Genomic DNA, 24,835 nt, shown 5'->3' on the forward strand with positions numbered 1-24,835 from the left:
AATAACCCTTTATGTTTAAAGGGTCACTGTACTAATACTTTTTACTTTTTTCACAACCACTCTATCTCCTTGTGCAGGGGGATGAGAAGTTAAAAGAAACTCAACAGGCAAACTTGATTCGTTTCGAACTTGATGGGTTGTCCCTGCAGGTATATCTAATCCTTGATGCGCGCTAAGGATAAATTCTTCACCATCTTTTTCGATCAACAGTTCTCCGTTTAAAACAAAGAAAAATTGATGGGAAAAAACATGATAATGTCTCACCTCAGCTGTTTGAGGAGGCATTCTTTCTTGTATGATGCTTAGGTTCTCTTGCTTTACAAGGTGCCAGCCATCACATGCATCTCCCCATTGGTAATGTTCTGCATTTAACGCACTTTTCTTTGCCATACAGCCTCCAATTATTTATTCAAAACGTCCTCCAGATTGATCTTCATCCGTTGTGCACTAGGTGGACAAGTTAAGTTATACTGAAAGACTTTTTTGTTAATGGTCTCTACGGTCTTTTTGATGTTGAATTCTACGGTATACGTTTTTAGTTCTTCTTTAAGTACGTCTATCTCCTGACCAAGTTTCACCCAACTCGGGAGAATGTTATTATCTTTCATTACTTTATGAAGACGCTTCTCGGGATTATACGTAAGATCTTCATCTAGATTAAGTGGCTTGCCTAATCCTTCGAGATCATCAAATGCACCTTCTTTTCGGGCGCGGTTAACGATGGCTGTAATGTGGTCTTCGTAATACCAAGCATTGGTTTGCTCGTCTTTCATTAAGATTTCACGTTGCTGCAGTTCCTTTTCAAGCGATGGTTTTTTATTCATTACAAAAACCTCCAGGAATAAATTTATTCTATATTTATACATTATGTTTATTATTCCTATTCCCTTGGAAAACTTATGGCAGATTTATTGCGAAATTGTGTACAAATTAAGAACGCCTTAATGCAGTTCTTTGAAAACAAAAAGGAAGCGAATTTCTCGCTCCCTTTCTATATTCTCTTATTTTTCTAAGAAATACTTTTCAAGATCATCTAGCATTAAGTTAGCAGCTTTTACTCCACCAGCTGTATTCCAGATGGCATCACTTACTTTATAAGCTTTATCCGCTTTTACAACTTCGAGGTTCTTCCAAAGCGGATTACTTGTCCACTCTTTTTCTGTATCTGTCGCTTTTCCGTCACCTTCTTCATAAGTGAAGTAGAATAGAATGTCACCATTCATATCTGGAATGCGTTCTTGTGTAACTTCTTCCATAAAATCATCCTTGTTTTGATCACCAGGGCGAGCAAATCCAATCTGATCTAGAATCACACCAGAAAAAGAATCTTTATGATAGATACGAGAAGTTCCAGGTAGGAAACGAACAACTGAAACTTCAGTTTTTAACTGATCTGCTGCCTCTTTCTTCATATCTTCAATACGCTTGTCGAATGCAGCCAAAACTTCTTTCCCTTTTTCTTCTTTATCTAGCGCTTTTGCGTATAGTTCGAAGTTGATCTTCCAATCACCACGAAGTTCTTCAGAAAATACAGTTGGTGCAATTTTGTTTAATTCATCATATTGTTTTTCTTGACGCTGTTTGTTTCCGATGATTAAGTCCGGCTTTAAAGCTGCGATTTTCTCAACGTTTACCGTACTCTCGTCACCTACAACTTCTACATCTTTCATGTCATCCTTAATGTGATCATACCAAGGATCACCTAACCAAGATTTAACGGCTCCAACCGGTTTTACGCCAAGAGCAAGTACGGCTTCAGTACCTTCATTAGTTAGTACAACTACTCGTTTGTTTTTCTTAACTTCTGTTGTACCCATCGCATGTTCTACTTTATAAGAAGCAGAAGATCCTTCTGACTTTTCTTCTTGTTCTTTATCTTTTCCTCCGCAAGCTGCTAATGCAAGCATTAACGTCAATACCGCTGCGAACGCAAGCCATTTGTATGTAATTTTCTTCATTCGATTTTCTCTCCTCTTTTTATCTTGTAAATGATAATGAGAATCAATTACAATTCGTATCATAAACTGATATGAATACGTTGTCAACAACTAAATGATAATGATTTTCAAAGTCATTGACAGATACCTACTTTACTTTTAAACTGATAAATGAGAATAACTTTCATTAATAAAAGAGGCTCTAATGAACGGAATATTATACGGAAATAAAATTAAAGCAGCTGGACTTATCGCAGGGCTATTGATTGCACTTATTATTATGGTGCTAAGTGTTGTACTAGGGTATACGAACACTTCACTAAAACAAGCCATTGAAGCATATACGGCTTTTAACGGCTCGAACGAACATTTAATCATTCAACTTTCTCGAGTACCACGCTCACTCGTTGGTATGGCAGTCGGAATTTCTTTAGGAATCGCAGGCGTCCTCATGCAAGCGCTAACTCGAAATCCAATTGCCTCTCCAGATATCTTCGGTGTGAATGCAGGAGCTGGATTCTTTATTGTTTTTGGTGTTACTTTTCTTGGAATTTCATCTATACAGCAATTTATGTGGATTGGATTCCTAGGCGCTGCTGTTGCTGCAGGATTGGCTTATGCATTAGGCTCTGCCGGACAAGGTGGGCTTACACCCGTCAAACTAACATTGGCAGGAGCTGTTATGGCCGCTCTTTTTGCATCCCTCACGCAAGGTATGCTCGTGACCAATGAAAAGGCGCTAGATGAGGTTTTATTCTGGCTTGCGGGTTCTGTTGAAGGAAGAAAACTTTCTATGCTTGCCGCTGTCTTACCTGCACTCGTTATCGCCTGGGTCATATCACTCTTATTATCAAGGCAATTAAACGCCTTTGCACTCGGTGAAGATGTTGCCATCAGCTTAGGTCAAAAAACAGTAGTGTTTAAACTAGCCGCGGCTCTCATGGTTATCATACTAGCTGGAGGATCAGTTGCGATAGCTGGACCTATCAGTTTCATAGGGATCGTTGTTCCTCACTTTGCTAGATATTTAGTAGGAAATGATCACCGCTGGATCGTGCCATACTCTGCGGTCATCGGTGGTATCATGCTCGTTATGGCAGATATTGGTGCACGATATATCATCATGCCTGAAGAAGCACCTGTTGGAGTTGTAACTGCTCTGATTGGTACACCATTCTTCATATATATTGTTCGAAAAGGAATATTTCAAAAATGAGAAAGTACTGGGTCCTACAGCGTAAATCATTTTCTTTTTTAATTGATAAAAAAACCACTGTTAGCATCATTGCCCTAACATTTGCGGCAATAGTTGCCATGCTAATCAGTATCGGTGTCGGTGATATGTATATTGCACCGTGGGATGTATTTCAAGCATTAATGGGAACAGGGCTTGATATTAATCAGCTCATCATTACTGAATTCAGACTCCCAAGGGTATTGGTCGCATTTATTGCAGGATCTTCACTTGCTCTCTCAGGTGCAATTCTGCAAGGGATCATACGTAACCCTTTAGCGTCTCCCGATATGATCGGAATAACAGGTGGAGCAGGTTTTGCAGCTGTCGCTTTCCTAACGATGTTCAGTGATGATTCTAACAACCTCTTATTAAGCATTAACTATTTACCACTGTTTGCTTTTGGTGGAGCGACAATTGTAGCATTCCTGATTTATGCATTAGCTTGGAAAGACGGTGTTACACCAATTCGTCTCATCTTGATCGGAATCGGACTCATGGCTTTATTGCAGGCGTTAACAACGCTCATGATGCTCATAGGACCGATTTATAGAGCTAGTCAAGCGACTATTTGGCTTACCGGAACGGTATACGGTACTTCCTGGAACGAAGTAAAAGCATTGCTTCCATGGTTTTTAGGAATATTACCTATCTTAGTACTACTCGTCCGCCGATTGAACATTCAAGGTTTTGGTGATGATTTAACAAAAGGAGCTGGAATCTCGGTTCACCGTGAACGATTCTTACTTTTAATGGTCTGTACAGCTTTAGCTGGTTCAGCAGTCGCGTTTGCAGGAGCAATGGGGTTTGTTGGACTTATCGGACCACATATCGCTAGAAGAATTTCAGGCTCGTCGTTCGGCGGCTTGCTCCCAGCTTCGGCTTTAATCGGTGGTATCATGGTCGTTTTGGCAGACCTTGCCGGACGTACATTATTCTCACCTCTAGAAGTGCCTGCCGGTGTTTTTACAGCGGCGATCGGTGCTCCCTACTTTATTTATCTATTATTTAAAAACCAATAACAGGAGTGGATGACAGATGGCTGTATTAACAACCTCTAACCTAACTTTAGCTTATGGAAAAGAACCGATTATTGATGACTTGAACCTACAGATCCCAAAAGGCAAAATCACCGTCTTAATCGGAAGCAATGGTTGCGGAAAATCCACTCTGTTACGCTCTATGGCAAGACTATTAACGCCTAAAGATGGGCATGTTTTGCTAAACGGCAAAGATGTAGCAAAACGTTCTACAAAACAAGTAGCAAAAGAACTGGCGATCTTGCCGCAAGGACCAATCGCTCCAGAAGGATTAACTGTCCTTCAACTTGTTAAGCAAGGTCGCTTTCCTTATCAATCATGGCTACAACAGTGGTCACAAGAAGACGAAAAAGCCGTGATGAACGCGCTTCGTGCGACAAATCTTATTCCTTTTATGGAAACACCGGTAGATTCCCTGTCAGGTGGTCAGCGGCAAAGAGCGTGGATCGCGATGACACTCGCTCAAGGAACAGAGACGATTCTACTGGATGAACCTACTACTTACTTAGACATGACACATCAAATAGAGATTCTCGATCTGCTGTTTGAGTTAAATGAAAAAGAAAAGCGAACAATCGTTATGGTGCTTCATGATTTGAATCTTGCTTGCCGATATGCTCATCATATTGTTGCGATTCAAGATAAAACCGTCTACGCAGAGGGTGCACCTGAAGAAATTATGAACGAACAATTAGTAGCAGATGTATTCCAGATGTCGAGTACCGTGATTCCTGATCCTGTTTTCGGCACACCAATGTGTATTCCTTATGGGAAGGGGCGAGTCGTTCGACATGTCAATACTCCTCAGTACGCCTAAGTCAAACGGTTGGACAGCAGAAGAAAAAAATCATATCAGTTCAAACTATCGCTTCTCTTTTCAAGCACCATATGAGAATGAAGTTGTCGTTTCTGCCGAACAGCTGTTGAATTCTGATCAACTGCTTCAATTTTTGGATCAAACAGGACCGCGTATTGGTTCGAACAAACGCCCTGTAACGGCATCTCTATTCTTTAAACGCTATGCGTATTGCAGTTTAACTTCCTGTTTATATGGAATGACCATTCTTAATAAGTCATTCGATATGAATATAAAAAATGTCTATCTTATCGATCACAACTCAGACAGCATGTGGCTTCCATCATTCACACTGAAAGATGCATCTGCTCGCATCGCTGACGAAAATAGAGCAGATTGGCGCTCTTCTGTTATCGAAACACTTTTTAAAGAAAACATGTCTGTGATGTTGAATCATGTTGCAAGCACGGCACGCATCTCAAAAGCGACTCTTTGGGAGAACGCATGGATTTACATACGCTGGGTTTATGAAACTTGGTTAAATGAAGAACATCCAGCAGAAGTTAAACAAAGAATTCAAGAAGATTATGCATTCTTTATGGATGCACCTGCCTTTCATTTTGGGTTAACCAAAAACCCGTTCCATCGTTTTGCTGCTCCGATCGGCTGCGGGCCGACTAAGACCCGTAAGACATGCTGTCTTTATTACAAAACAGAAAATGGAACTTGCTGTTCAACATGTCCAAAGCGATAAAAAATCGAGGCTTTCATCCCTCGATTTTTTGTTTTTTCTTGAATGATTTCGGGTAATTTAGTATAGATAGATTGAATGGAGGCGATTGAATGATGTGGTTATGGATTTTCTTAGCTGTATGCGCAGCAGCAGCTCTTTTTATTTTAATTCCAGGAATTAAAGCGATGAAAGAATCAATGGGTACCGTTCAACAGATGAAGAGCACAGGTGACAGCATTACCGCTCGTATGAATGATGTGAAGACTCAACAGCAACTTCTTCAAGAAAAGAAAGATTACTTAAGATATGACATTTACCAAAAGAAGAATAGCTTTGTAGCTGTTAAAGAAGGATTCACAGATTTAAAAGATACCTTTAAGAAAATAAAAAACTAAAGGAAACGTATAACCATGCGGATTACAATATTTGTGATGGCTGCCATCGAACAGCCTGATGTGGAAACATTGAGTGAATTGCACGAGGAGGAATTGCCCTCTTATGAGATCTCAAAAAAAGGGTTGTACACCGTCTATTCCTTGGAGTCTGGTGAACGGTTGATTAAGGACGAAAAAGATACGTGGTACGTGTGTGCTTCTTTTGAAAGAAAAACGCTTCATGAGATCAAATATGGCAGACAGCTTTTTGCACCACCTTATACGGATATTCCTATGGAACAACTACCTTTTGTAGAGTTATTAAAGCGCAATCATTGGACACCTTTACACGCTCATTATGATAAAGCACTTTGCCATGTTATCGCTGAAGTAGAGGATATAGATTCTGTTTCATTAGAATTTCAATCCAGACTAGCACATGCTGATGGAGATGACGATCCGCAAGTTGCACACGCTCTTCATTACATAGAATCTAAGCTGAACGGAAAACACACCCGATTTATTTCAGGCTGGGAATCTCATTCTTTTGCAACGATTACGGAAAGTGACGAATTTGCTCAAAATATTCTTTTGCCTACCTCTTCATGGCTGTATCTCTTGTATTTCGAACACTTTCTACATCACGATGGTTCGATTCCCTCAGACCAGATGATGCCAAGATTATTAGGGAATCTGTGGGCTTCTACTGGAAATGAATTTCCTTACAATAATGAGCTTGTACAGATGAAAGAGTTATAAAAAGCCTCTAGCTAGTAAGCTAGAGGCAACTTTTTTTATTTGACTACGAGTTTTGATACCATATTTGCATGACCGTTTCCACAAGGAACGCTGCAGCGAAGTGTATATTCCCCAGGCTTTAAATTCACAACATCAGAAGAACCACCCGTTACGTTCACATCTTCTCCCTCGATCATAACCGCGTGGTTGCCATCAACGTTTTCAAGTTTAAGAGCTACGTCTTTATTTGCTGGAATTTCATACTCTTTTTTATCGAATTTAAAATTACTAGCTTCAATGGTAATCGTTTCTTCAGCACTCTTTGTGCTTTTTTCTTTGTCTTTTCCTCCACCGCAAGCTGCTAGTATACCTATAGCAAGAACTGCGATCGCTGCAAGCCATAACGATTTTTTAAGCATGGAAAATCCCTCCTAGAGTCTTTCTACTCTCATTATAACCCCATTTTATAACAACTAGTATGGAGAAACTGTGACAGATATCATTTGCGAAAAAATAGTCCGTTAGTTGCCGGACTTATTTTTCTAACTTTCTATATTCTTCATGGATCTGTTTAGACGTTTGATCGACCTCTTCTCCCCAATGATCATTCACTTTAGTCACGATAACCTTTCCTTTGTTATCGATCAGTGCGTACCCACGTTTAGCTACACTGTCCCCTTTCATATTTAGGTGATCAATGAGCTTAAATTCCGGATCTGATATCCAGGTTGCATCTCTAGATGGAGGAAAGACAGATGCTCGACCGTATCTGAGCTTACCACATAGATATTTACATCCTATCTTTAATTTCATTTATGTTTTCGTTCAGTTTAACCAGTTGTTGTAATAAAAAAAATGAGTGATGGTTTGTCAGATAAAAAAACACCACAGGTCCACCATTTTGGTTCTCTTTTATTTTTGCATCGTTTTCACATCCAGCAGCCACGGGCATAAGAACGATGGCTAAACAAATACTGAGTTTTCTATGTAACTTTTCATGCTAATCTCCTTACGGAAAATTCTAAAGCTATTATATGTGGCAATCTATAACCTCTTTGCCTTATCTTTTATATAATAGGAAGTGGTAGAGCATATAAAAGAAATCAAATACAAAATAAAGGATGTTTCTATGTTAAAACCAAAATTGCTAGTCTCTTTTTTTAGTGCCATACTCCTTATATCTGGGTGTAGCTATCTAAACTCAAGCGACGATAAAAGAATTCCTGTAAAAGTTGAAAAGGTTGTTGACGGTGATACGATTAAAGTTCGAGTTGATGGAAGATTAGAGACTGTACGCTTCCTGCTAGTCGATACACCAGAAAGCGTTCACCCTTCCAAACCTGTTCAGCCATTCAGCAAAGAAGCTAGTACATACACATTACGAATGCTAGAAGATGCTAATGTCGAGTTAGAACTCGGAATAGGAGAAAGAGATAAGTACGGTCGACTTCTCGCTTACGTTTATGCTGATGGACAAAGTGTTCAGGAAAACTTGCTAAAGAAAGGGTTAGCCCGTGTAGCGTATGTATTTGAGCCGAATACAAAGTATGTTGATCAGTACGAACGTATTCAAATACAAGCCCAAAAAGAGGGTGTCGGCATTTGGAGCGTAGAGAACTATGTTCAAGAAGAGGGTTATGTTTCTGAGGATACAAAACAGCCTGAAAATACGGCAAATCAAGCATGCACAATCAAGGGTAATATTAATTCTTCTGGAGATAAAATTTATCATCTTGAAAGTGGAAGGTATTATAAAATAACTAAACCAGAAAAATGGTTCTGCACAGAAAAAGAAGCGGTCGCTTCTGGTTTCAGAAAATCTAAGCAATGAAAAACCGCTAGTGGCTCTTAACAAAGTCACTAGCGGTTTATTTTCTTAACAGCAATCTTCTTGTCCGAGCATCACGAGACCAGATCCATATTTAGAATCTTCAAAGTCTAGTTTTAATGTGGAAGTCTGTTCCTTAATTCTTGGATCAAACGCCACTCGTATGCCATTGATTTCTTCGATGATATCTGTGTTTTCAGGCTCATCCAGAGCCAGGCCAAGCTTAGGACCGCCTCAGCCCATACCTGAGAAGTAAACTCTTATTCCATTGGCGTTGTTCATTTCAAGCACTTCTTCTATATACTTCTTTGCGCTTAATGTTATATCCATAACCATCACCTCTTACTAGAAGTATAACGTAAAAGTGAGGTCATCGTCTAAGAAAGGGCTTCATCTATTCATGGTATAAGTACAAAAGTATGGATGAAAATGTAATTGTCTAGGGACTGTCCCCCCCACGCAGTTGTTTCAGCACTTGCTCGATATCTTTAGGGGAGAATCCGCAGATTTCCATTGCTTCCGATACTTTTGCAGCCATATTTTCTTTTCCTTGGTGTTCTTTGATCCGCAGAAGCAACTCATTCACTTTAGCTGCATTGTATGTTTCATGATAACTCTTTATAAATGTATCCATCTACTATCCACTCCTTTCGTTCATGTTGCGGTAGACATATATATGCTGTGTACATCCCTCATTAGAATTTGTCTACGTTATTACCAAAAAGAATAGGAAAAAAGCCTGATGCATAAACACCAGGCTTTAACGTGGAAAAGGTATAGATGATAACTATTTCTTCTTCACTTTATAAAGAATGAACAAGAAAATAACTACAACTGCAATAATCATGATGCCGCGTGTATAGGGAGCTGCGATTGTTTTTATATCTTCCCAGTTAGAACCTAGGCGGCTACCTAATTCGATAAAGAAAATGGACCAAGGTACAACAGCTAATGTTGTGAACAGGGTAAACTTTGCGAATGACATTTTCGCGATTCCTGCTGGAATACTGATTGCATGTCTTACGACCGGAATAAAACGTGCAAAAAAGATGACGCCTGTTCCATATTTATTGAACCATCTTTCTGATAAGTCGATCTGTTTTTTAGAGATTAATACATACTTTCCATACTTCTCAAGAAACGGACGACCTCCATAATAGCCCATCCAATATAAAAAGAGCTGTGCTAGTGTTCCTCCGATCGTACCAGCAATTACACTCAATGTGAAGTTCAAGTGTCCCTGAGACACCATATACCCTCCATAAGATAACACCAGTTCACTTGGGATTACTTCAACCATCAAACCAAGTGCGATTCCTAGGTGTCCTAAGCTCATAATCCATTCTAATAAAGAAATCACTAAATCTTTCATTGTATCTCCTTTAATGTTTTCATTGGCTGTTTACGTATTCGATTCTGATTGATGAAAGTAGTTGACTTCCACTCCAGCTTGCTCGCTTTCCATGGGGCGTACGGTGAGCCTCCTGCCGCTTTGCGCCATTAGGAGTCTCCACCTGACCGCTCGTCCCATAGGAGTCGGCAACCTTCCGTTTCAGTCAACTTGCATAAGAAGTGCACAGGATTCATTAAATAGCAAAAACCTTTTAGAAAACAGCCTCAAGAAGTCTTTTTATTTTATTCAGATAATAAAGCCAGTCCAAGCTGCTAATAACCCTAATATATATGTAAGCAACAAATACGTTAGACCTTTTTTAGCTTGATTTCTTAATAGAGTAACAGCTTCAAATTGCAAGGTAGAAAACGTGGTAAGTGCGCCTAAGAAGCCAGTCGCATAAAGCGAACTCAACAAACTATCTCCCTCTACTGCTACATACCATCCTAACAGAAAAGATCCTGCTATGTTAACAGCAAAAGTCCCCCATGGGAAATTCCTGTTCATTCTTTGACTCACTACGAAACGAATAATTGCACCAAGCGCTCCACCTGCAGCTACTGCTATCGTTTGTTCAATCATTGTTCTGCACCCGCTTTACTGCGTGTGATTGAGCCGATCTTCATTCCAAGATATATTGCAATTACACCAGTAATGGCACTAGTCGTAAAATACATAATTGCCGTCTTGTAATGCTGCTCCTCGATCAATAAGACGATTTCTGTGTTGAATGTAGAAAACGTTGTAAACGAACCGATTACACCTGTCTGAAGAGCCAGTATGATGTTGTTATTCTTAATCTTTTTCACACTATAGATAACAAACCAGCCTAGAACAAAACTTCCTACTACGTTCACAAAAAAAGTAGGAAATGGAAATGACGATTCTGGGTTAAAAAGAAACAGCCCACACCAAAAACGAAGCAAAGCTCCAACGATTCCACCCCATGCTACGGCAAGTATCTTCACTTAAATTAATCCTCCTGTATGTACAAAAAGATTAAGACATTCAGCCTTAATCTTTCGTAACTTCCTTATTCCAGATTAAATTTGCACAATACTTGATAATGTCTCGTCTTCTTATAATTCCGATAAAATGGCCGTCATCATCTGTAACAGGTATAAAATTTTGGTCAGTAGACAAAGTAATAAGATCTTCCATATTAGAGTTAATGGAAACCGATATATTATTTATACGCTGAGGAACATTCACTAACTTTGTCTTTAATACTTCATCATACCCTTTGTCGAAGGCTTCTCTAAGTTTCCATAAAAGATCGCCTTCTGTTAACGTTCCTATGTAACGACCTTCTTCCGAGACGAGAGGCACAGAGGTGTACTTGTGGTAGGATAACTTTTCAAGTGCCTGTCTCATCGTTGCTTCTGGGTTCAAATACTTCACTTCATCTTTAGGCAACAAATAAAAAGCAATATTCATGTTAGTACGCGCTCTCCTTTTTAAGCCTGATTCACGCTTATTTAAACGCTTAAATAAAAAACACCTTCTTTATTATACCAAAAAGGATGTCCATCTGCTGTATAAATCACTACCCTTTAGTGAATCATTTTAGACGATATTTTCACATCTATTGAAAAAACTTTCAAAGATACAAATAATATTTTACAAATCGTAATCATTACGTTTATAATGAGTAAGGATTGTTTGAAAGGAGAGAAAGGGAAATGCGAATAATAAGCTTACTTTGTATAACGTTCATGCTGATTCTAACAGCAGCATGCGGTAATAATAGCACAACTGATAAAAAAGAAGGTACATTGAAGATTTACACTACCATGTATCCTTTACAATATTTCACTGAAAGAATAGGTGGAGAGCATGTAGACGTATCTTCTATTATACCTCCTGGAGCTGATGCACACACCTATGAGCCATCTACAAAAAAGATGGTAGAAATGACTGAAGGTAATGCATTTGTTTACAACAAACTTGAATCGGATGAATTCTCATCTTCTGTTGCAGATACATTAAAAGAAGAAGATATGCCTATTATAGATGGTGCTAAAGGAATTTCCTACCATGAATCAAAAGAGCATGAAGGTGAAGATCATGCTGCTGAAGAGGAACATTCCCATGAGGAAGAAGAACATCACGATCACGGTTCACTAGATCCTCATATTTGGCTTGATCCTGTTCTCGCCCAGCAGATTGCAGATAACATTTATAACGGACTTGTAAAATTAAACCCTGATGCAAAAGATGACTTTAAAAAGAACCATGAAGCACTCATAGCCGATTTAAAAGAATTAGATTCTTCGTTTAAAACAAAAGTAGAAAACGCACCAAAGGATTCGTTCATCGTCTCTCATGCGGCTTATGGCTATTGGGCAGAACGCTATGGACTCGAACAGATTGCAATCAGCGGTCTTTCACCATCACATGAACCGAGTCAGCATCAGATCGAGAAGATTATTGAAAATGCAAAAAAAGAAAAGACAAACTATATTTTATTTGAAGAGAACGTGAATAACAAAGTAGCAGCGATGATCAAAAAAGAAGTTGGAGCAGAAACATTAACGCTTCATAACTTAGAGACATTAACGAAAGACGACATTAAAAAAGAGCGAGACTATCTATCCATCATGAATCAAAACATTGACACACTTTCAAAAGCATTACAGTAGAACGAAAACGCCTGGGAACATTATTCCCAGGCGTTTTTATATCGCATCAAGCATCTTAAACTGAGAGACGACTAGATGATAATAGATGCCTTCTGCTTCCATAAGTTCAGCATGACTTCCTTGTTCCATAATCTCACCATGATCGAGAACAACGATATTATCTGCTTCTCTGATCGTAGAAAGACGATGGGCAATGATAATCGCTGTTCTTCCATTTAACAGCGTCTTTAGGGCTCGTTGAATCTTTTGTTCAGATTCCGTGTCGATACTTGCGGTCGCTTCATCCAGAATTAAAATATCAGGATCTGCAAGAAGTGCTCTGGCAAAGGAAAGAAGCTGTCTCTCACCGACTGATAAAACATTTCCTCTTTCTTCTACTTCTGTTTCATAGCCATTCGACAGTCTCTCGATAAAAGCATGTGCTCCGACTGCTTTTGCAGCGTTCTGAACCTCTTCATCGGAAGCACTTGGTCTTCCAAAGCGAATGTTCTCTTTAATCGTTCCTGAAAAGATGAAAGTATCTTGAAGAACGACACTTACTTTTTCACGTAGGCTCGCTAGATTAACATCTTTTAAATCTTTGCCATCTATCTCCACTGCACCAGATGTTGGGTCATAAAATCGGCTGACTAAGTTCGCGATCGTCGTCTTACCTGATCCTGTATGACCGACTAGTGCGACAGTCTGCCCACCTTGAATCGTTAAATCGATGCCTTTTAGCGCTTTTCGGTCAGCGTTGTAGGAAAACTCAACGTTCTTGAACTCAATTTCCCCTTTAATGGTTGAAAAGGAATACGCGTTATCTTTTTCATGAACGTTTGGTTTTTCATCCAAAAATTCAAAGATTCTTTCAGAGGAAGCCATCCCTACTAAAAGCTGATTGTAAACTTGACCGAGTCGCGAGATCGGCTCCCAAAACATACCCAGATAAAAAGCAAACGTAACAAACACCCCAATATCAAGTGCTCCACCTTGTATCAAGTAAGAGCCAAACCACAATAGAATGACTGTTCCAATCGCATTCGACATTTCAACAAACGGCCTGAACAATGCGTTCTGTTGTGTAGCTGTTTTCCAGCTATCATACGTTTCATTGTTCACACCATTAAAGAAGTCCATGTTCTCTTCTTCTTGCGTGTACGATTTAGTCACGCGTATCCCTTGTATACTTTCATTCAGATGCGAGTTAAGCTTAGCTTGCTTAATACGGACCACTTGCCAAGAGCGTCTGATTTTTTTTCGAAGACTTGTTGAGATGAAGAACATCAGCGGCAAGATGACCATGATCGCAAGTGTTAGTTCTGGGCTGTAGATGAACATGATGACAATGATCCCAAACAAGAGGATGACATCCATCAATACGTTGATGACGCCGTTCGTGAACAAATCTTGTAACGAGTTTACGTCATTAATGATACGAACTAGAATAGAACCTGCAGAACGCTGGTCAAAAAAGCGGTGCGATAAGCGTTGAATATGCTTGAACAGATGCTGACGTATGTCATAGATCACATATTGTCCGAGATAGTTCATCCATTTGATCCGTAATGTATTGGCTCCCCAGGATAAGAGATAGAGTCCCGCTATCGCAACGATTAATGTAACGAGAAGGTTTGTATCTTTGTTTTTAATCGCATGATCAAACGTCAGAACACCTATAAAAATAGGAACTACAAGTCTTACCGCCGTAGAAACCATCATCGCAATAATCGCTTTTGGCAACAAGTTTTTGCTATAAGGCTTCATGTATTGAAACAATCGAATAATCTGCCCCCAGTTGAACGGTTTATCGATTACTTGCTCTGAAGAATATTTAAAACGAGGCGTCTTCTTCGTCTGTTGATCGTTTTGCATCTTCCCTACACCCCCTGCCCGTTCATTTGAAACACTTTATCTTTGTCTTGATATTGAATATCATAAATTTTGCGATACGCTCCAGATTCCTGATGAATCAGTTCTTCATGTGTACCCCGTTCAATCACTTTCCCATTTGATAGAACAAGAATCTCATCAGCATGTTTTAATGAAGAGATGCGATGAGCAATAATAAATGTCGTTCTGTCACTCATCACTTCTTTTAGCGCTTTCTGAATTCTAAATTCTGTTTCCATATCTACAGCACTGGTCGCATCATCAAGAATTAAAATGGTTGGATCGATAAGAATCGCTCTAGCTATTGAGATCCTCTGCTTTTGCCCTCCAGATAGCCCAAGCCCTCTCTCTCCGAGAATCGTGTCGTAACCATCCGGAAGCTCCATGATAAAGTCGTGTGCTTGAGCCCTTTTCGCCGCATTGATAATATCATCCATTTCCGCATACGGATTTCCATATGAGATATTGTCTTTAATCGTTGACGAAAACAAAAACGACTCCTGAAGAACAGTACCGATATTTTTCCGAATCGTTCGTAATGAGTAGTCTTCAAGTGGTTTACCATCTATTTTGATCTTTCCTGATTCCGGATTATAAAATCGCGATAGAAGTTGTGTAATGGAGGTTTTTCCAGAACCCGTAGCACCGATCAATCCAATCGTCTGACCAGGCTTTGCTATAAACGAAATATCTTTAAGTGCTTCCTTTTTCTCGTTCTTGTAACGATGTGTCACATTTTTAAACTTCACTTCTCCATGAAAGCGAACCGTCTCAAGTTCACGATCCTTTCCTTCCATCTCAAATTGTTCGTCTAACACTTCTAACAGACGTTCTCCTGACGCTTTAGATTGAGAAAATGTATTCATGATAAACCCTAGGTTCATGATGGGTCCCATGATGTACCATACAAGGCTAAAAAAGGCGACGAGCTCTCCTGCTGTAAGGTTTCCTTGTATAACGAGATAACCTCCATATGCAAGTAACAAGACGACAGAAAGATTTCCGATCAATTCCATAACCGGGAAATATTTAGCCCAAATATGAGAAGTGGTTAAATATTGAGATTTATAATCTTCATTAGACGTATCGAACTTATTAATCTCGAAATCTTCTCGTGATAACGATTTAACAGTATTTATTCCGCTAATATTTTCCTGTACTTTCGTATTGAGATTCGCCATAGACTTACGAATTCCACGGAAAGCGGGATGAACTTCTTTATCAAACTTGTAAACAACGATTGCGAGGAATGGCATCATACACAGTGTGATGAGCGCTAACGGAACGGAGTAGAAGAACATGACGGAGAGACTGAAACCAATGATTAATACAAAATTGATGAGCTGTGAGAATCCAAAAGAAAGAAAAAAACGAAACCCTTCAACATCAGCGGTTAACCTCGACATCAAATCTCCAGTCTTTGCATTGTCATAATAATCGAAAGGCAGAAACTGAAGCTTTTCATACAGGGATTCACGAAGTTCATAAACAGACCGAATACCGAACAGATCTCCATAAAACTGATGAGTGTATGTAGCTGCCCCTTTTATTACCATCAAAAGAATAAAGCCTATTGCAACATAGGGTACGGTTGAATATTCCCCTTTGATAATGATTTCATCAATGGTAAATTGTAAGACCATCGGATAAATAACGGTGATTCCAGACACTAGAATCAATGTCAAGATCGACCAGTAAAAGTACTTTTTGTACGGCCAATAAAAATCTTTTAATCTCTTAAATGTTTCCAAACCCATCACCTTCCCCCTTTTAAATTGAAAAGACAATATACATCATATAACAGAATAGTTAGAAAAAACTATCTATTTGCTCATATTCTTTACTAAAAACCAAATAAATAGTTCACTTTGTTACCTTTCCTATAGTACGAAAAAAAGCCCCGATATATTCGAGGCTTTTCCTTTAACGTTTTCTTCTAAAAGCAAAGAATGACACAACAGCGATCACAATTACTAAACCAATCGTTAAGGGAGCAAAGTAAGTGGGGTTATTCGGCTTGTCGTTTTTTTCTTGGTCGTTCAATGCTTTTTCACCGTTGTTTTCTTTTTCTTGTGTACCTTCATCTGTAGTTCCTTGTTCAGGTGATTCTTCTTGAGTAGGACGATCAACAGAAAACGAATAGTTCCCTTCGATTACATGACTATCTGCACCAATGATCTTATAAGCAACCGTGTAGGTTCCATTTTCAAGTGGATTGGTAATCGCGCCAGTCATTTGATCATCTTCTATACTAATCTGAAGAGGAATTTCTTTGTCTCCATTTTTTAACGTCATCGTACTTAACGATTCAATCTTCGTAGAAAAAGTTAACACCACTGCTTCAAGATCTGTTGTAACTTTCTCTCCTTCGGCTGGAGTAGAAGTTTCAAGTTCAGAATGAGCAGATGCTGATAAAGGCAGTTGGAATACAATCGTAAATAATAAGAAGAACGGTAAAAGTATCTTTTTCATAAGCTGACTCCCTGTCACGTATTTTCTTTCTACTTTCATTAAAACAAAGAATATATGTTCTTCACAAGTATCCAGTCTTTACAAATCGTTGACACTTTCATGGTCAAACATACATTTACAGCCTATTTTAATGGAATCTAGGCTCCTGCCCACTTCAATTATGAAAACAGGCATAGGATATATGGAATTAACAATTGCAAGAATTAAAGGAGGAAAAATCGATGGGTTATTCTTATGGCAATTCTTTCGCATTGGTAGTAGTGTTATTTATTCTATTGATTATTGTTGGGGCAGCTTGCTTCTGCTAATCATGAATAGTGTGAAGGGAGAAAACCGGCTTCGGCCGGTTTTTTTCTATTTTATAAAAGCTGTTTTCGTATAAATTGTTAGTGTTGGAGCTAGTTGATTTCCGCTCCAGGTCGCTCGCTTTCCGCGGGGCAGGCGGTGAGCCACATTTGTTCGTTTCACTCTTAAGTGTCTCAGCTGCCCAGTTGCAGTGGCTAGCCCACCGACGTCAAAAGTTAAGTCGGCCATGAAGGCAAAGAGCACCTTCCTTGTCTAAGCAACTTTTGCTTGTCGGGGCTGAACGAGCCACTTCCACATTTAATACTGCCAGCCTGTCCTAGCCTAGAGTCTCGCACCTTATGCTCCAATCAACTGTCATAGACGTAAATAAAAAAGATTTAAAAGTAACAATCTTTTAGAAAAGAGCCTTTTAAAAAATTCAAAACGAATACAAAAAGAAAAACTCAGCATCATTCTGCTGAGTCTTCTTCACTATCTTTTTCTAAATTACCGGTAACTGTTGCTGCATTCTCACCGTATTCTTCTTTTAAGTTCCAATACGCTTCGAGTGCACGTTGTCCGATGTATTTGTTGATCTTCTGGAAACTACCTTGAGGAGTTCCTTCTGGCACAACGACAGCGAATGCAATCTCAGGATTTTCAAAAGGAGCATATCCTACTAATGTAAGGTTATGTTTCTCTACAATTTGTCCAGTTCTTGGATGTTTTAGAATACGTTGAGCTGTCCCTGTCTTACCAGCAGGATTATGATACTTTGCTTCATCATCAAAATAACTTTTTGCAGTCCCACCTTGTTTATGCATGACTTGCCAAAAACCTTGTTGAACTCTTTCTATATTCTCCTCTGACATTTCAAGCCTATTTAAAATCTCGGGCTCAAACCTCTTTAAAAGTTTTCCACCATTTTCTGATGAATCAACAGGTTCTCTAATTTCTCTTACTAATTGAGGTTTTACTCGATATCCACCGTTGGCAATCGTTGATACATATTGTACAAGCTGAAGGGTTGTATACGTATCAAATTGACCAATACCTAAGTCATACAATGTCCCGGATTGACCTTCTATTGGAGTACCTCTATATCCCGTTGCTTCGTCTGGAAAATCTATACCTGTTTCAACACCTAAGCCGAATTGGCTAAACATATAACGAGCTTCATCATATGTTTCGGTCCAATGTTCGGGTCCAATCATTCGATCCATAATATTAAACATATAAACGTTAGAAGACATCCTCAGAGCATCTAGATCATTAATAAAACCCATGTTTTTCCAAGAGGATTTTGGTTTACCACCTGCTATTTGAAAAGGTGTGTCATGTAGGACAGTCCCTCTTGAGATTACTTTCTCATGTAGTCCTGCTAAGACTGTTGCTCCTTTAACCGTTGAACCCATCTCATATGAATTGAATAATGCTCCATATTCCTGATTAGTAAATTTTCCATCTTCATATTTCTTACCAGCTATCCCTTTGATTTCTCCCGTTTTTGGATTCATCATTACAATATAAGCTGAATTTAATAAGTCATTTCCTGGCAAAGGTTTTGCCTTTAAAATTTCCTCTTCTAAAATTCGCTCTAACTGGAATTGCAATTCCATATCTAGAGTAAGTACGATATCTTTTCCTCTTTGGCCAGCTATTGTTTTAGGCTCACCAATAGTTTCTCCCGTTTTAGGATTCGTTAGATATACTGATTTTTCTTTTGTACCTCTTAAAACCTGTTCATATTGAACCTCAAGTCCACTTATACCTACTTGATCACTTCTGTCATATCCCCTAGTCATGAAATAATCCATTCGTGACTTTGGAATTTGTTTAACAGCTCCAAAAATTGCTGATTTCCCATAAGGATAGATTCTCTCTGAATCCGCCATAATATCTACCCCAGGAAGGTCACCTAGATTCTCAGAGATCACGGAAACTTCTTCGTTGTTTAAGTTCGTTTTAATTCGTTGTGCTGAATATGCATAGCCTGTATCCATCGCACGTTTATAAGCGAGAATCTTAATATCTTTGTCAGTTAGACTCTTGATTTCTTCTTCTGTAATCTTATTGACGAGTGCGATATATTGATCTTTATCACTTAGTTTCTTTTCCTTCTTGCTAAGACGCTCTTCTATCATCTTTGTCACATCTTGTTTTGCGATAAAATAGTCTTTTTTATCGCGTTCTGTGATCTTTTTAATCTGATCCTCTGTAACACCAAGGCGATCAGCTAGCCATTCTGCAATCCGCATCGTGTCTTTTGCTTTTGTATCTACTGTTTTCGTATATGTTAAAGAAAAGAAAGGTTCATTTCCTACAACCTCACGAAAGTTGCTGTCTAACAGCTTTCCTCTTGGTGCTTCTTTCCTTGCAATAACTTCTTCAACTGCTTCAGACTCTAGTCGTTTTTCCTCTCCATTTACGATCTGGAGAACACCTAGCCTTAAAATAAGGACAGAGAATAGAAAAAAGACGACCAAAAACAAGACATTTAAACGAAAGGGCACTTGCGACTTTTTCTTCTTTTTTTCCGGATCCGCTTTCGTTACCATCATTCCGCTCCTTTTGGAAATATTCCCGTTAATTTTACAATTATATTACAAAAGCATCTATCTATAGATTACTAGATGTTGGCTACTATTCCAAGTGATTCGCTAAAAAAAACCTTATCTTTTTTTGATAAGGTTTTCGGACATTTATTGAACGGTCGCAGCTAATGATTCTGTCGGAACAGGACGGCCAAAATAATAGCCTTGAGCAAGCTCTACTCCGCATTTCAAAGCGATCTCTGCTTCTTCTTTTCTCTCGATTCCTTCAGCAAGTACAACTGCGCCTATTTCTTTAGCGACCTCTACGATTTTCTGAATCATATCTTCTTTAGATGCATCTTCATCACAGAAAGAAATGATTTTACGATCAATCTTCACATAGTCTGGTTTTAACTCTTTTAATACAGAAAGTGTTGAATGGCCAGCACCCAAGTCATCTAGTGCCACTTTCATTCCTTGCTCTTGATATGCATGAAGGATGCTTTTCAAATGATTGATGTCTGCGATTTCTTCAGTCTCCACTACTTCAAAGACGAGGTCGTTTGGGTCTACTCCTGCCTCAGCAGCAGCTTTAAATGTTGTAGCCAGACAATGCTTAGGGTCATAGATCGATGACGGAAGAAAATTAATAAATCGTTTCACCCCTGGCGCAACAGCTCCAGCGCTGTTTCGAATAGAAGTCATCCTAGCATTTCCGTCTAATAATGCCTGTAGACCCGTTCGTTCAGCATACTGAAAAAGTTCATATGGTTTAAATTCATATTCCTCAGATGATGGTCGAAGTAAGAATTCATATCCATAAATATCTTTGCTCTGTAAAGAAATTATTGGCTGAGAATGTGTAGTAAAAAGCTGCTGTTGAATAATTTCATACAAATCAATTTGCTTCATTCTTTCAAAAAAGTGTTGAAATGGAATCCATGGAGTGAAGACACTCACTGCTTCCATTGTAGATGTAACTGAACAATAATACGATTCCACAGCAATGTTGTTGAATGTTTCAAGTGACTTTGTCATCACGTCTTGCAATTCTATTAGATTGCTGTATTTTGCTGATGCAATATTTCCAGAAAGGATGCCTTCCAGCCCGTTTTCTTTGAATAAACTCATCAAGCTTTGCACAAGTACGGGATGATCGGTACGGATATGAATAAAGCCACTCTCCGGAAAATCTCCTGTTGGGCGACACTGTGAACATGACATAGAATAACCTCCAAAAAAGAATTGCAAACTTTTGTAAAATTTGCTATTTTATAATTCTGCGCTAAAAAATGAAAACTTCATAAAGGGGGACTTATGGTTTATTGGATTCTATTACAAAAGAGCTTTATGCGTAACATGCAATACAAGGTGGCACATCTGATTAACAATGCAGCAAGCGCAATCTTCGGATTTGTTTTTATCGCTATTTGGATCGGTGTACTCCAAGGAAAAGAAAATGAAAGTCCCTACAGTGCCCTAGATATGACCTATTATATTGCGGCTGTACAATGCATCCTCTGGTTATCCGGATTTCTAACGGCAGGACTCAACATTCAAAACGGAGTACGAAACGGTGCAATCTCTTTGGAACTCGCAAGACCAACAAACTTTTTTCTCTATGTTACCTCTCAAGAAGCTGGACGATTATTGTATAATTTGTTCTTTCGCTCTCTTCCTATCGGGCTTGTTTTTTTCTTTACGGTAGGCTTTTATATACCTCAACACATACCGACCTATTTTTTCTTATGTATTTCCATTTTGTTTGCCATGATTATTTCAATCAATCTGCACTATCTAGTTGGAGTAAGTGCTTGCTGGACGACTGAGATCAACTGGGCACATTTTGTGAACTTTACTTTATTAGTTGGTCTAGGTGGACAACTCGTACCTATCGACCTGCTCCCAGCTCCCCTGTCTTCTATCACACCTTATTTACCTTTTGCTGGGGCCATCTATTATCCTGTCATGATATTTCTTGAGAAAGCTTCAAGTGATGTTATTCTTATTCAGCTAGTTTGGGTCATGGTGTTAACAAGCTTCAATCTATGGATAACTGAGAAAGCTCGTCATAAGTTAGAAATTCAAGGAGGATAAAATAATGAACCTTTATCTGAAACTATTATCAGGTAGTTTACGTTCGCGTATGCAGTATAAGATGAACTTCCTTGTATCCTCCTTATCATACGGTTTGATCATGGCAGTGGACTTTGTACTGCTCGCAGCCATACTGCAACGTTTTGATGATGTAAAGGGCTGGAATCTTTATGAAGTGGGATTGCTCTATGGAATCTCTTCTGTCGCTATAACTCTGTACAGAGTATTTTGTGTAGAGGTACATAATTTTGAACGATACATGATCGAAGGTGAATTCGATAGTCTTTTAATTCGACCTGTCTCTCCGTTATCTTTGCTTTTAACTAAGAACTTAGACCTATCCCGAATAGGTGGAACGATACAAGGTATTTTAATCCTTGTTATTTCTATTATCGGTTTAAAACTTAATAACGTTGAATTATTTCTTTTGTTAATTTATTTACCTGTAACTATTTTTTCGGGAGTGCTTATTTGTTTTTCTCTAGGGTTGATCACAGCTACCATTGCCTTTTGGACACAGAGGATAAAAGATTTCCAAACCTTTACTCTTTATGCTCCTTTTAATGCAGCCAACTATCCGATGAATATCTATCCCGGCTGGCTCAAAATCATTTTTTTCACAGTCATCCCTGTAGGATTTATGAACTATACACCTGTTCTGTTTCTATTAAATAAAGGTGGTGACACTTGGAACCTAGCATTACCACCACTCGTATCAATCATTTTTCTTTTCATAGCGTTACGATTTTGGAAGTTTGGAATCCGACATTATCATAGTACAGGAAGTTGAGGAGGGCTATATATGATTCAAGCTCAACAATTAAATAAACACTTTAAGATCTATGAAACAAAGAAAGGCTTTATCGGTTCGTTTACTTCTCTTCTTTCTACAAAGCATCATGTGGTAAAGGCAGTAGATGATCTATCTTTTTCTGTTGAAGAGGGTGAATTCGTTGGTTATATCGGCCCGAACGGAGCTGGAAAATCCACTACGATTAAAATGTTATCAGGTATTCTGCATCCGACAAGCGGCGAAATCAAAGTGGGAGGATTGAGCCCTCAGAAAAAAAGAAAAGAAGTAGCCAAAAAGATCGGCATTGTATTTGGACAACGTACACAACTATGGTGGGATCTCCCGTTACGTGATTCTTTTGATATCTTAAAAGAGATGTATAAAGTATCTGACGAAAAGTATCGACAGTTTTTGAGGTTATATGATGATATGCTTCAGATCGGAAAGTTTATGGACACTCCAGTCCGAAAACTTTCTTTAGGACAACGTATGCGTGGAGATCTAGCTGCAGCTATGATTCATGATCCTGACATCCTTTTTTTAGATGAACCTACAATCGGATTAGATGTGAATGCAAAAACGAGTATACGAGCCTTCTTAAAGGAACTGAACCAAAATGAGAAGAAAACTATCCTGTTAACCACACATGATATGGATGATATCGAACTGTTATGTAGTCGCGTGATTGTGATTAATCATGGACAAATTGTATTAGATGGGACGCTCGCAGATTTAAGGAAGAATATTGGATTACCAAGCGTCATGGAGATTCAGTATCGAATAAAACCAAACACCCCTGACATTCAAGTAGAAGGCATTGAAAGGATGACATGGGAAGGCGAGAAGTTAATCATAGATTATGATCGCTCTCTTCTCTCTTCACCTCTTTTACTTCAAAAAGTCACACAATGGGGTGAACCGGTCGATATTCAAATGAAAGAACCGGATATTGAGCAAGTGATTCAAAAGATATATTAACCAGAAAAAGCTTGCTATAGAGATCTTTTGTGACTTGTATAGCAAGCTTTTCCTATTTATTTCGTATAAAACATTTAGTCTGCGAGCCAACTTCTTAAGTTATCCAATTGGTTCAGAGCATCAACTCTTCCTTGTTCATAAAGAACTCCGAGTCGTTTTGGATCGCGTTCTATTCGTTTCACCTGCATCTTCTCTACGGGACGGAGTACGAATAGATTACCATTTTTTTCTTCTTTCTCTATAAAATCGAGTGTTTCATTATACTTGATATAGCGTCCACGCAAACTTTCGTCGAGTCCTGTGTACTCAGGATAGAATCTTTTTGTTACCCATGTCATTTTAGGCTTTTTCTTGCGGTACCCCTCGTTCTGAGTCAGTACAACAACTCCTTTTCGAACACCATCTTTTAAAGCTTTATGAACAGGAATAGGATCTGCAATTCCCCCATCCATCATCTGTCCTCCTGCAAGCTCTACAACTGGTGCGATAAATGGAATGGATGACGATGCGCGTAAGACATTTGAGATCTCCATCTCTTCGTAATCTTCTTTATTTAAGTAAACGGGTTGGCCCGTTCTTACGTCTGTTACAACAACAACAAATCTTTCTTTCGATTCTTTAAATGCGGCATAATCGAAGGGAACTAATCGATTTGGAAGTTCGTCAAATATGAAGTCCATGCCGAACAATCCCTTTTTCTTAAACAACCAGTTCTTATATGAAATATATTCAGGATGAGAGCTGTATTCTAGATTCACCGTGCGATTCCTTCCGTGCTGACGTGAAAGGTATGATACAGCATTACACGCACCAGCAGATGCCCCGATCACATAAGGAAAATAAAGATCGTTCTCCATAAAAACATCAAGTACTCCTGCCGTATAAACACCGCGCATTCCGCCACCTTCAAGAATAAGTCCAGAGTTCTCCAAGTTTGGCACCACCTATTGTTAACTACATTTATTATTTATGCTTTTAATTATATGAATAAACGACGCCTCAAATCCAGTAAATCGGTTTATAAAGATAGAAAAGAGCTTATGTAACGTTCAATGTAACGGCATGACTATTATTCCAATGAATTTTTTT

Annotated in this window: 30 protein-coding genes; 12 read left to right on the top strand and 18 right to left on the bottom strand. The window is 38.8% G+C overall.

Annotation, left to right across the window (positions count from 1 at the left end; all coding sequences use genetic code 11):
• Positions 1-15: 15 nt before the first annotated feature.
• The 3 genes from ACFS5O_RS17220 to ACFS5O_RS17230 all read right to left on the bottom strand — a co-directional run bounded on the left by ACFS5O_RS17220 (position 16) and on the right by ACFS5O_RS17230 (position 1,958).
• On the bottom strand, positions 16-390 hold the full coding sequence (locus ACFS5O_RS17220; protein ID WP_205725855.1) for a cupin domain-containing protein: 375 nt from the start codon (positions 388-390) through the stop codon (positions 16-18).
• An 11-nt stretch (positions 391-401) separates the two neighbouring features.
• Entirely contained in the window at positions 402-824 is a 423-nt protein-coding gene (locus ACFS5O_RS17225; protein ID WP_205725854.1) for a DnaJ family domain-containing protein, read from the bottom strand.
• Positions 825-1,001: 177 nt separating this feature from the next.
• Complete coding sequence (locus ACFS5O_RS17230; protein WP_205725853.1) at positions 1,002-1,958, bottom strand: ABC transporter substrate-binding protein; 957 nt, start codon at positions 1,956-1,958, stop codon at positions 1,002-1,004.
• A gap of 193 nt (positions 1,959-2,151) precedes the next feature.
• On the opposite strand from ACFS5O_RS17230, the gene ACFS5O_RS17235 reads away from it, so the two are divergent.
• The 6 genes from ACFS5O_RS17235 to ACFS5O_RS17260 all read left to right on the top strand — a co-directional run bounded on the left by ACFS5O_RS17235 (position 2,152) and on the right by ACFS5O_RS17260 (position 6,873).
• Positions 2,152-3,153, top strand: coding sequence for a FecCD family ABC transporter permease (locus ACFS5O_RS17235; RefSeq protein ID WP_205727244.1), 1,002 nt, complete (start codon positions 2,152-2,154; stop codon positions 3,151-3,153).
• Positions 3,150-4,193, top strand: a complete 1,044-nt coding sequence (locus ACFS5O_RS17240) for a FecCD family ABC transporter permease (protein WP_205725852.1) — start codon at positions 3,150-3,152, stop codon at positions 4,191-4,193. The genes ACFS5O_RS17235 and ACFS5O_RS17240 overlap by 4 nt, the downstream gene beginning before the upstream one ends.
• A gap of 16 nt (positions 4,194-4,209) precedes the next feature.
• Complete coding sequence (locus ACFS5O_RS17245) at positions 4,210-5,028, top strand: ABC transporter ATP-binding protein (protein WP_205725851.1); 819 nt, start codon at positions 4,210-4,212, stop codon at positions 5,026-5,028.
• Positions 5,003-5,761, top strand: coding sequence for an IucA/IucC family C-terminal-domain containing protein (locus ACFS5O_RS17250; protein WP_205725850.1), 759 nt, complete (start codon positions 5,003-5,005; stop codon positions 5,759-5,761). The genes ACFS5O_RS17245 and ACFS5O_RS17250 overlap by 26 nt, the downstream gene beginning before the upstream one ends.
• Positions 5,762-5,850: 89 nt before the next feature.
• Positions 5,851-6,135: a hypothetical protein gene (locus ACFS5O_RS17255; RefSeq protein WP_066392800.1), complete on the top strand. Its 285-nt coding sequence runs from the start codon at positions 5,851-5,853 to the stop codon at positions 6,133-6,135.
• Positions 6,136-6,150: 15 nt separating this feature from the next.
• Complete coding sequence (locus ACFS5O_RS17260; RefSeq protein WP_205725849.1) at positions 6,151-6,873, top strand: hypothetical protein; 723 nt, start codon at positions 6,151-6,153, stop codon at positions 6,871-6,873.
• Between the two features lie 35 nt (positions 6,874-6,908).
• On the opposite strand, the gene ACFS5O_RS17265 is transcribed toward ACFS5O_RS17260, so the two are convergent.
• Together ACFS5O_RS17265 and ACFS5O_RS17270 are read right to left on the bottom strand one after the other, a co-directional pair.
• Entirely contained in the window at positions 6,909-7,271 is a 363-nt protein-coding gene (locus ACFS5O_RS17265) for a cupredoxin domain-containing protein (protein ID WP_205725848.1), read from the bottom strand.
• 115 nt (positions 7,272-7,386) lie between these two features.
• Positions 7,387-7,665: a hypothetical protein gene (locus tag ACFS5O_RS17270; protein WP_205725847.1), complete on the bottom strand. Its 279-nt coding sequence runs from the start codon at positions 7,663-7,665 to the stop codon at positions 7,387-7,389.
• A 316-nt stretch (positions 7,666-7,981) separates the two neighbouring features.
• Between ACFS5O_RS17270 and ACFS5O_RS17275 the strand changes: the two genes are divergently transcribed.
• Entirely contained in the window at positions 7,982-8,683 is a 702-nt protein-coding gene (locus ACFS5O_RS17275) for a thermonuclease family protein (protein WP_205725846.1), read from the top strand.
• Between the two features lie 45 nt (positions 8,684-8,728).
• Here the strand turns inward: ACFS5O_RS17275 and ACFS5O_RS17280 are convergent, their stop codons facing one another.
• The 6 genes from ACFS5O_RS17280 to ACFS5O_RS17305 form a co-directional block, all read right to left on the bottom strand.
• Positions 8,729-9,010, bottom strand: a complete 282-nt coding sequence (locus ACFS5O_RS17280) for an adhesin (RefSeq protein WP_205725845.1) — start codon at positions 9,008-9,010, stop codon at positions 8,729-8,731.
• Between the two features lie 109 nt (positions 9,011-9,119).
• Positions 9,120-9,314 carry a hypothetical protein gene (locus tag ACFS5O_RS17285; protein WP_205725844.1) on the bottom strand — a complete coding sequence of 65 codons (195 nt, stop codon included), beginning with the start codon at positions 9,312-9,314 and terminating at the stop codon, positions 9,120-9,122.
• A gap of 153 nt (positions 9,315-9,467) precedes the next feature.
• Complete coding sequence (gene uptA / locus ACFS5O_RS17290) at positions 9,468-10,052, bottom strand: undecaprenyl phosphate transporter UptA (protein WP_205725843.1); 585 nt, start codon at positions 10,050-10,052, stop codon at positions 9,468-9,470.
• Between the two features lie 267 nt (positions 10,053-10,319).
• Entirely contained in the window at positions 10,320-10,655 is a 336-nt protein-coding gene (locus tag ACFS5O_RS17295) for a fluoride efflux transporter FluC (RefSeq protein WP_205725842.1), read from the bottom strand.
• Positions 10,652-11,041: a fluoride efflux transporter CrcB gene (gene crcB / locus ACFS5O_RS17300; RefSeq protein ID WP_205725841.1), complete on the bottom strand. Its 390-nt coding sequence runs from the start codon at positions 11,039-11,041 to the stop codon at positions 10,652-10,654. Before crcB ends, ACFS5O_RS17295 begins: the two co-directional genes overlap by 4 nt.
• Positions 11,042-11,087: 46 nt before the next feature.
• Entirely contained in the window at positions 11,088-11,510 is a 423-nt protein-coding gene (locus tag ACFS5O_RS17305) for a CBS domain-containing protein (RefSeq protein WP_066392775.1), read from the bottom strand.
• A 245-nt stretch (positions 11,511-11,755) separates the two neighbouring features.
• Between ACFS5O_RS17305 and ACFS5O_RS17310 the strand changes: the two genes are divergently transcribed.
• Positions 11,756-12,715, top strand: a complete 960-nt coding sequence (locus ACFS5O_RS17310) for a metal ABC transporter solute-binding protein, Zn/Mn family (RefSeq protein WP_205725840.1) — start codon at positions 11,756-11,758, stop codon at positions 12,713-12,715.
• Between the two features lie 36 nt (positions 12,716-12,751).
• Here the strand turns inward: ACFS5O_RS17310 and ACFS5O_RS17315 are convergent, their stop codons facing one another.
• The 3 genes from ACFS5O_RS17315 to ACFS5O_RS17325 form a co-directional block, all read right to left on the bottom strand.
• Entirely contained in the window at positions 12,752-14,569 is a 1,818-nt protein-coding gene (locus ACFS5O_RS17315; protein ID WP_205725839.1) for an ABC transporter ATP-binding protein, read from the bottom strand.
• Positions 14,570-14,574: 5 nt separating this feature from the next.
• On the bottom strand, positions 14,575-16,338 hold the full coding sequence (locus ACFS5O_RS17320; RefSeq protein ID WP_205727243.1) for an ABC transporter ATP-binding protein: 1,764 nt from the start codon (positions 16,336-16,338) through the stop codon (positions 14,575-14,577).
• Between the two features lie 172 nt (positions 16,339-16,510).
• On the bottom strand, positions 16,511-17,059 hold the full coding sequence (locus tag ACFS5O_RS17325; RefSeq protein WP_205725838.1) for a copper resistance CopC family protein: 549 nt from the start codon (positions 17,057-17,059) through the stop codon (positions 16,511-16,513).
• Positions 17,060-17,280: 221 nt separating this feature from the next.
• Between ACFS5O_RS17325 and ACFS5O_RS17330 the strand changes: the two genes are divergently transcribed.
• Positions 17,281-17,367, top strand: a complete 87-nt coding sequence (locus tag ACFS5O_RS17330; protein WP_082820548.1) for a YjcZ family sporulation protein — start codon at positions 17,281-17,283, stop codon at positions 17,365-17,367.
• 46 nt (positions 17,368-17,413) lie between these two features.
• Here the strand turns inward: ACFS5O_RS17330 and ACFS5O_RS17335 are convergent, their stop codons facing one another.
• The 3 genes from ACFS5O_RS17335 to ACFS5O_RS17345 all read right to left on the bottom strand — a co-directional run bounded on the left by ACFS5O_RS17335 (position 17,414) and on the right by ACFS5O_RS17345 (position 21,102).
• Positions 17,414-17,593 carry a hypothetical protein gene (locus tag ACFS5O_RS17335; RefSeq protein ID WP_205725837.1) on the bottom strand — a complete coding sequence of 60 codons (180 nt, stop codon included), beginning with the start codon at positions 17,591-17,593 and terminating at the stop codon, positions 17,414-17,416.
• A 221-nt stretch (positions 17,594-17,814) separates the two neighbouring features.
• Positions 17,815-19,902 (bottom strand): peptidoglycan D,D-transpeptidase FtsI family protein, encoded by a 2,088-nt coding sequence (locus tag ACFS5O_RS17340; RefSeq protein ID WP_205725836.1) that lies wholly within the window; start codon positions 19,900-19,902, stop codon positions 17,815-17,817.
• A 144-nt stretch (positions 19,903-20,046) separates the two neighbouring features.
• Entirely contained in the window at positions 20,047-21,102 is a 1,056-nt protein-coding gene (locus ACFS5O_RS17345) for an EAL domain-containing protein (protein ID WP_205725835.1), read from the bottom strand.
• Between the two features lie 93 nt (positions 21,103-21,195).
• Between ACFS5O_RS17345 and ACFS5O_RS17350 the strand changes: the two genes are divergently transcribed.
• The 3 genes from ACFS5O_RS17350 to ACFS5O_RS17360 are packed head-to-tail and all read left to right on the top strand — an operon-like array spanning position 21,196 to position 23,746.
• Complete coding sequence (locus tag ACFS5O_RS17350; RefSeq protein ID WP_205725834.1) at positions 21,196-21,975, top strand: ABC transporter permease; 780 nt, start codon at positions 21,196-21,198, stop codon at positions 21,973-21,975.
• A gap of 4 nt (positions 21,976-21,979) precedes the next feature.
• Positions 21,980-22,765 (top strand): ABC transporter permease, encoded by a 786-nt coding sequence (locus tag ACFS5O_RS17355; RefSeq protein WP_318300189.1) that lies wholly within the window; start codon positions 21,980-21,982, stop codon positions 22,763-22,765.
• A gap of 12 nt (positions 22,766-22,777) precedes the next feature.
• On the top strand, positions 22,778-23,746 hold the full coding sequence (locus ACFS5O_RS17360) for an ABC transporter ATP-binding protein (protein WP_205725833.1): 969 nt from the start codon (positions 22,778-22,780) through the stop codon (positions 23,744-23,746).
• A gap of 74 nt (positions 23,747-23,820) precedes the next feature.
• Here ACFS5O_RS17360 and ACFS5O_RS17365 read toward each other — a convergent pair whose 3' ends face one another.
• The gene (locus ACFS5O_RS17365) at positions 23,821-24,678 is read right to left on the bottom strand and encodes a patatin-like phospholipase family protein (protein WP_205725832.1); all 858 of its coding nucleotides are present in this window, start codon (positions 24,676-24,678) and stop codon (positions 23,821-23,823) included.
• Between the last annotated feature and the right edge of the window lie 157 nt (positions 24,679-24,835).

Origin of the sequence: Fictibacillus nanhaiensis (assembly GCF_042686385.1) — a bacterium.
GTDB classification, from domain to species: Bacteria; Bacillota; Bacilli; order Bacillales; family Fictibacillaceae; genus Fictibacillus; species Fictibacillus nanhaiensis.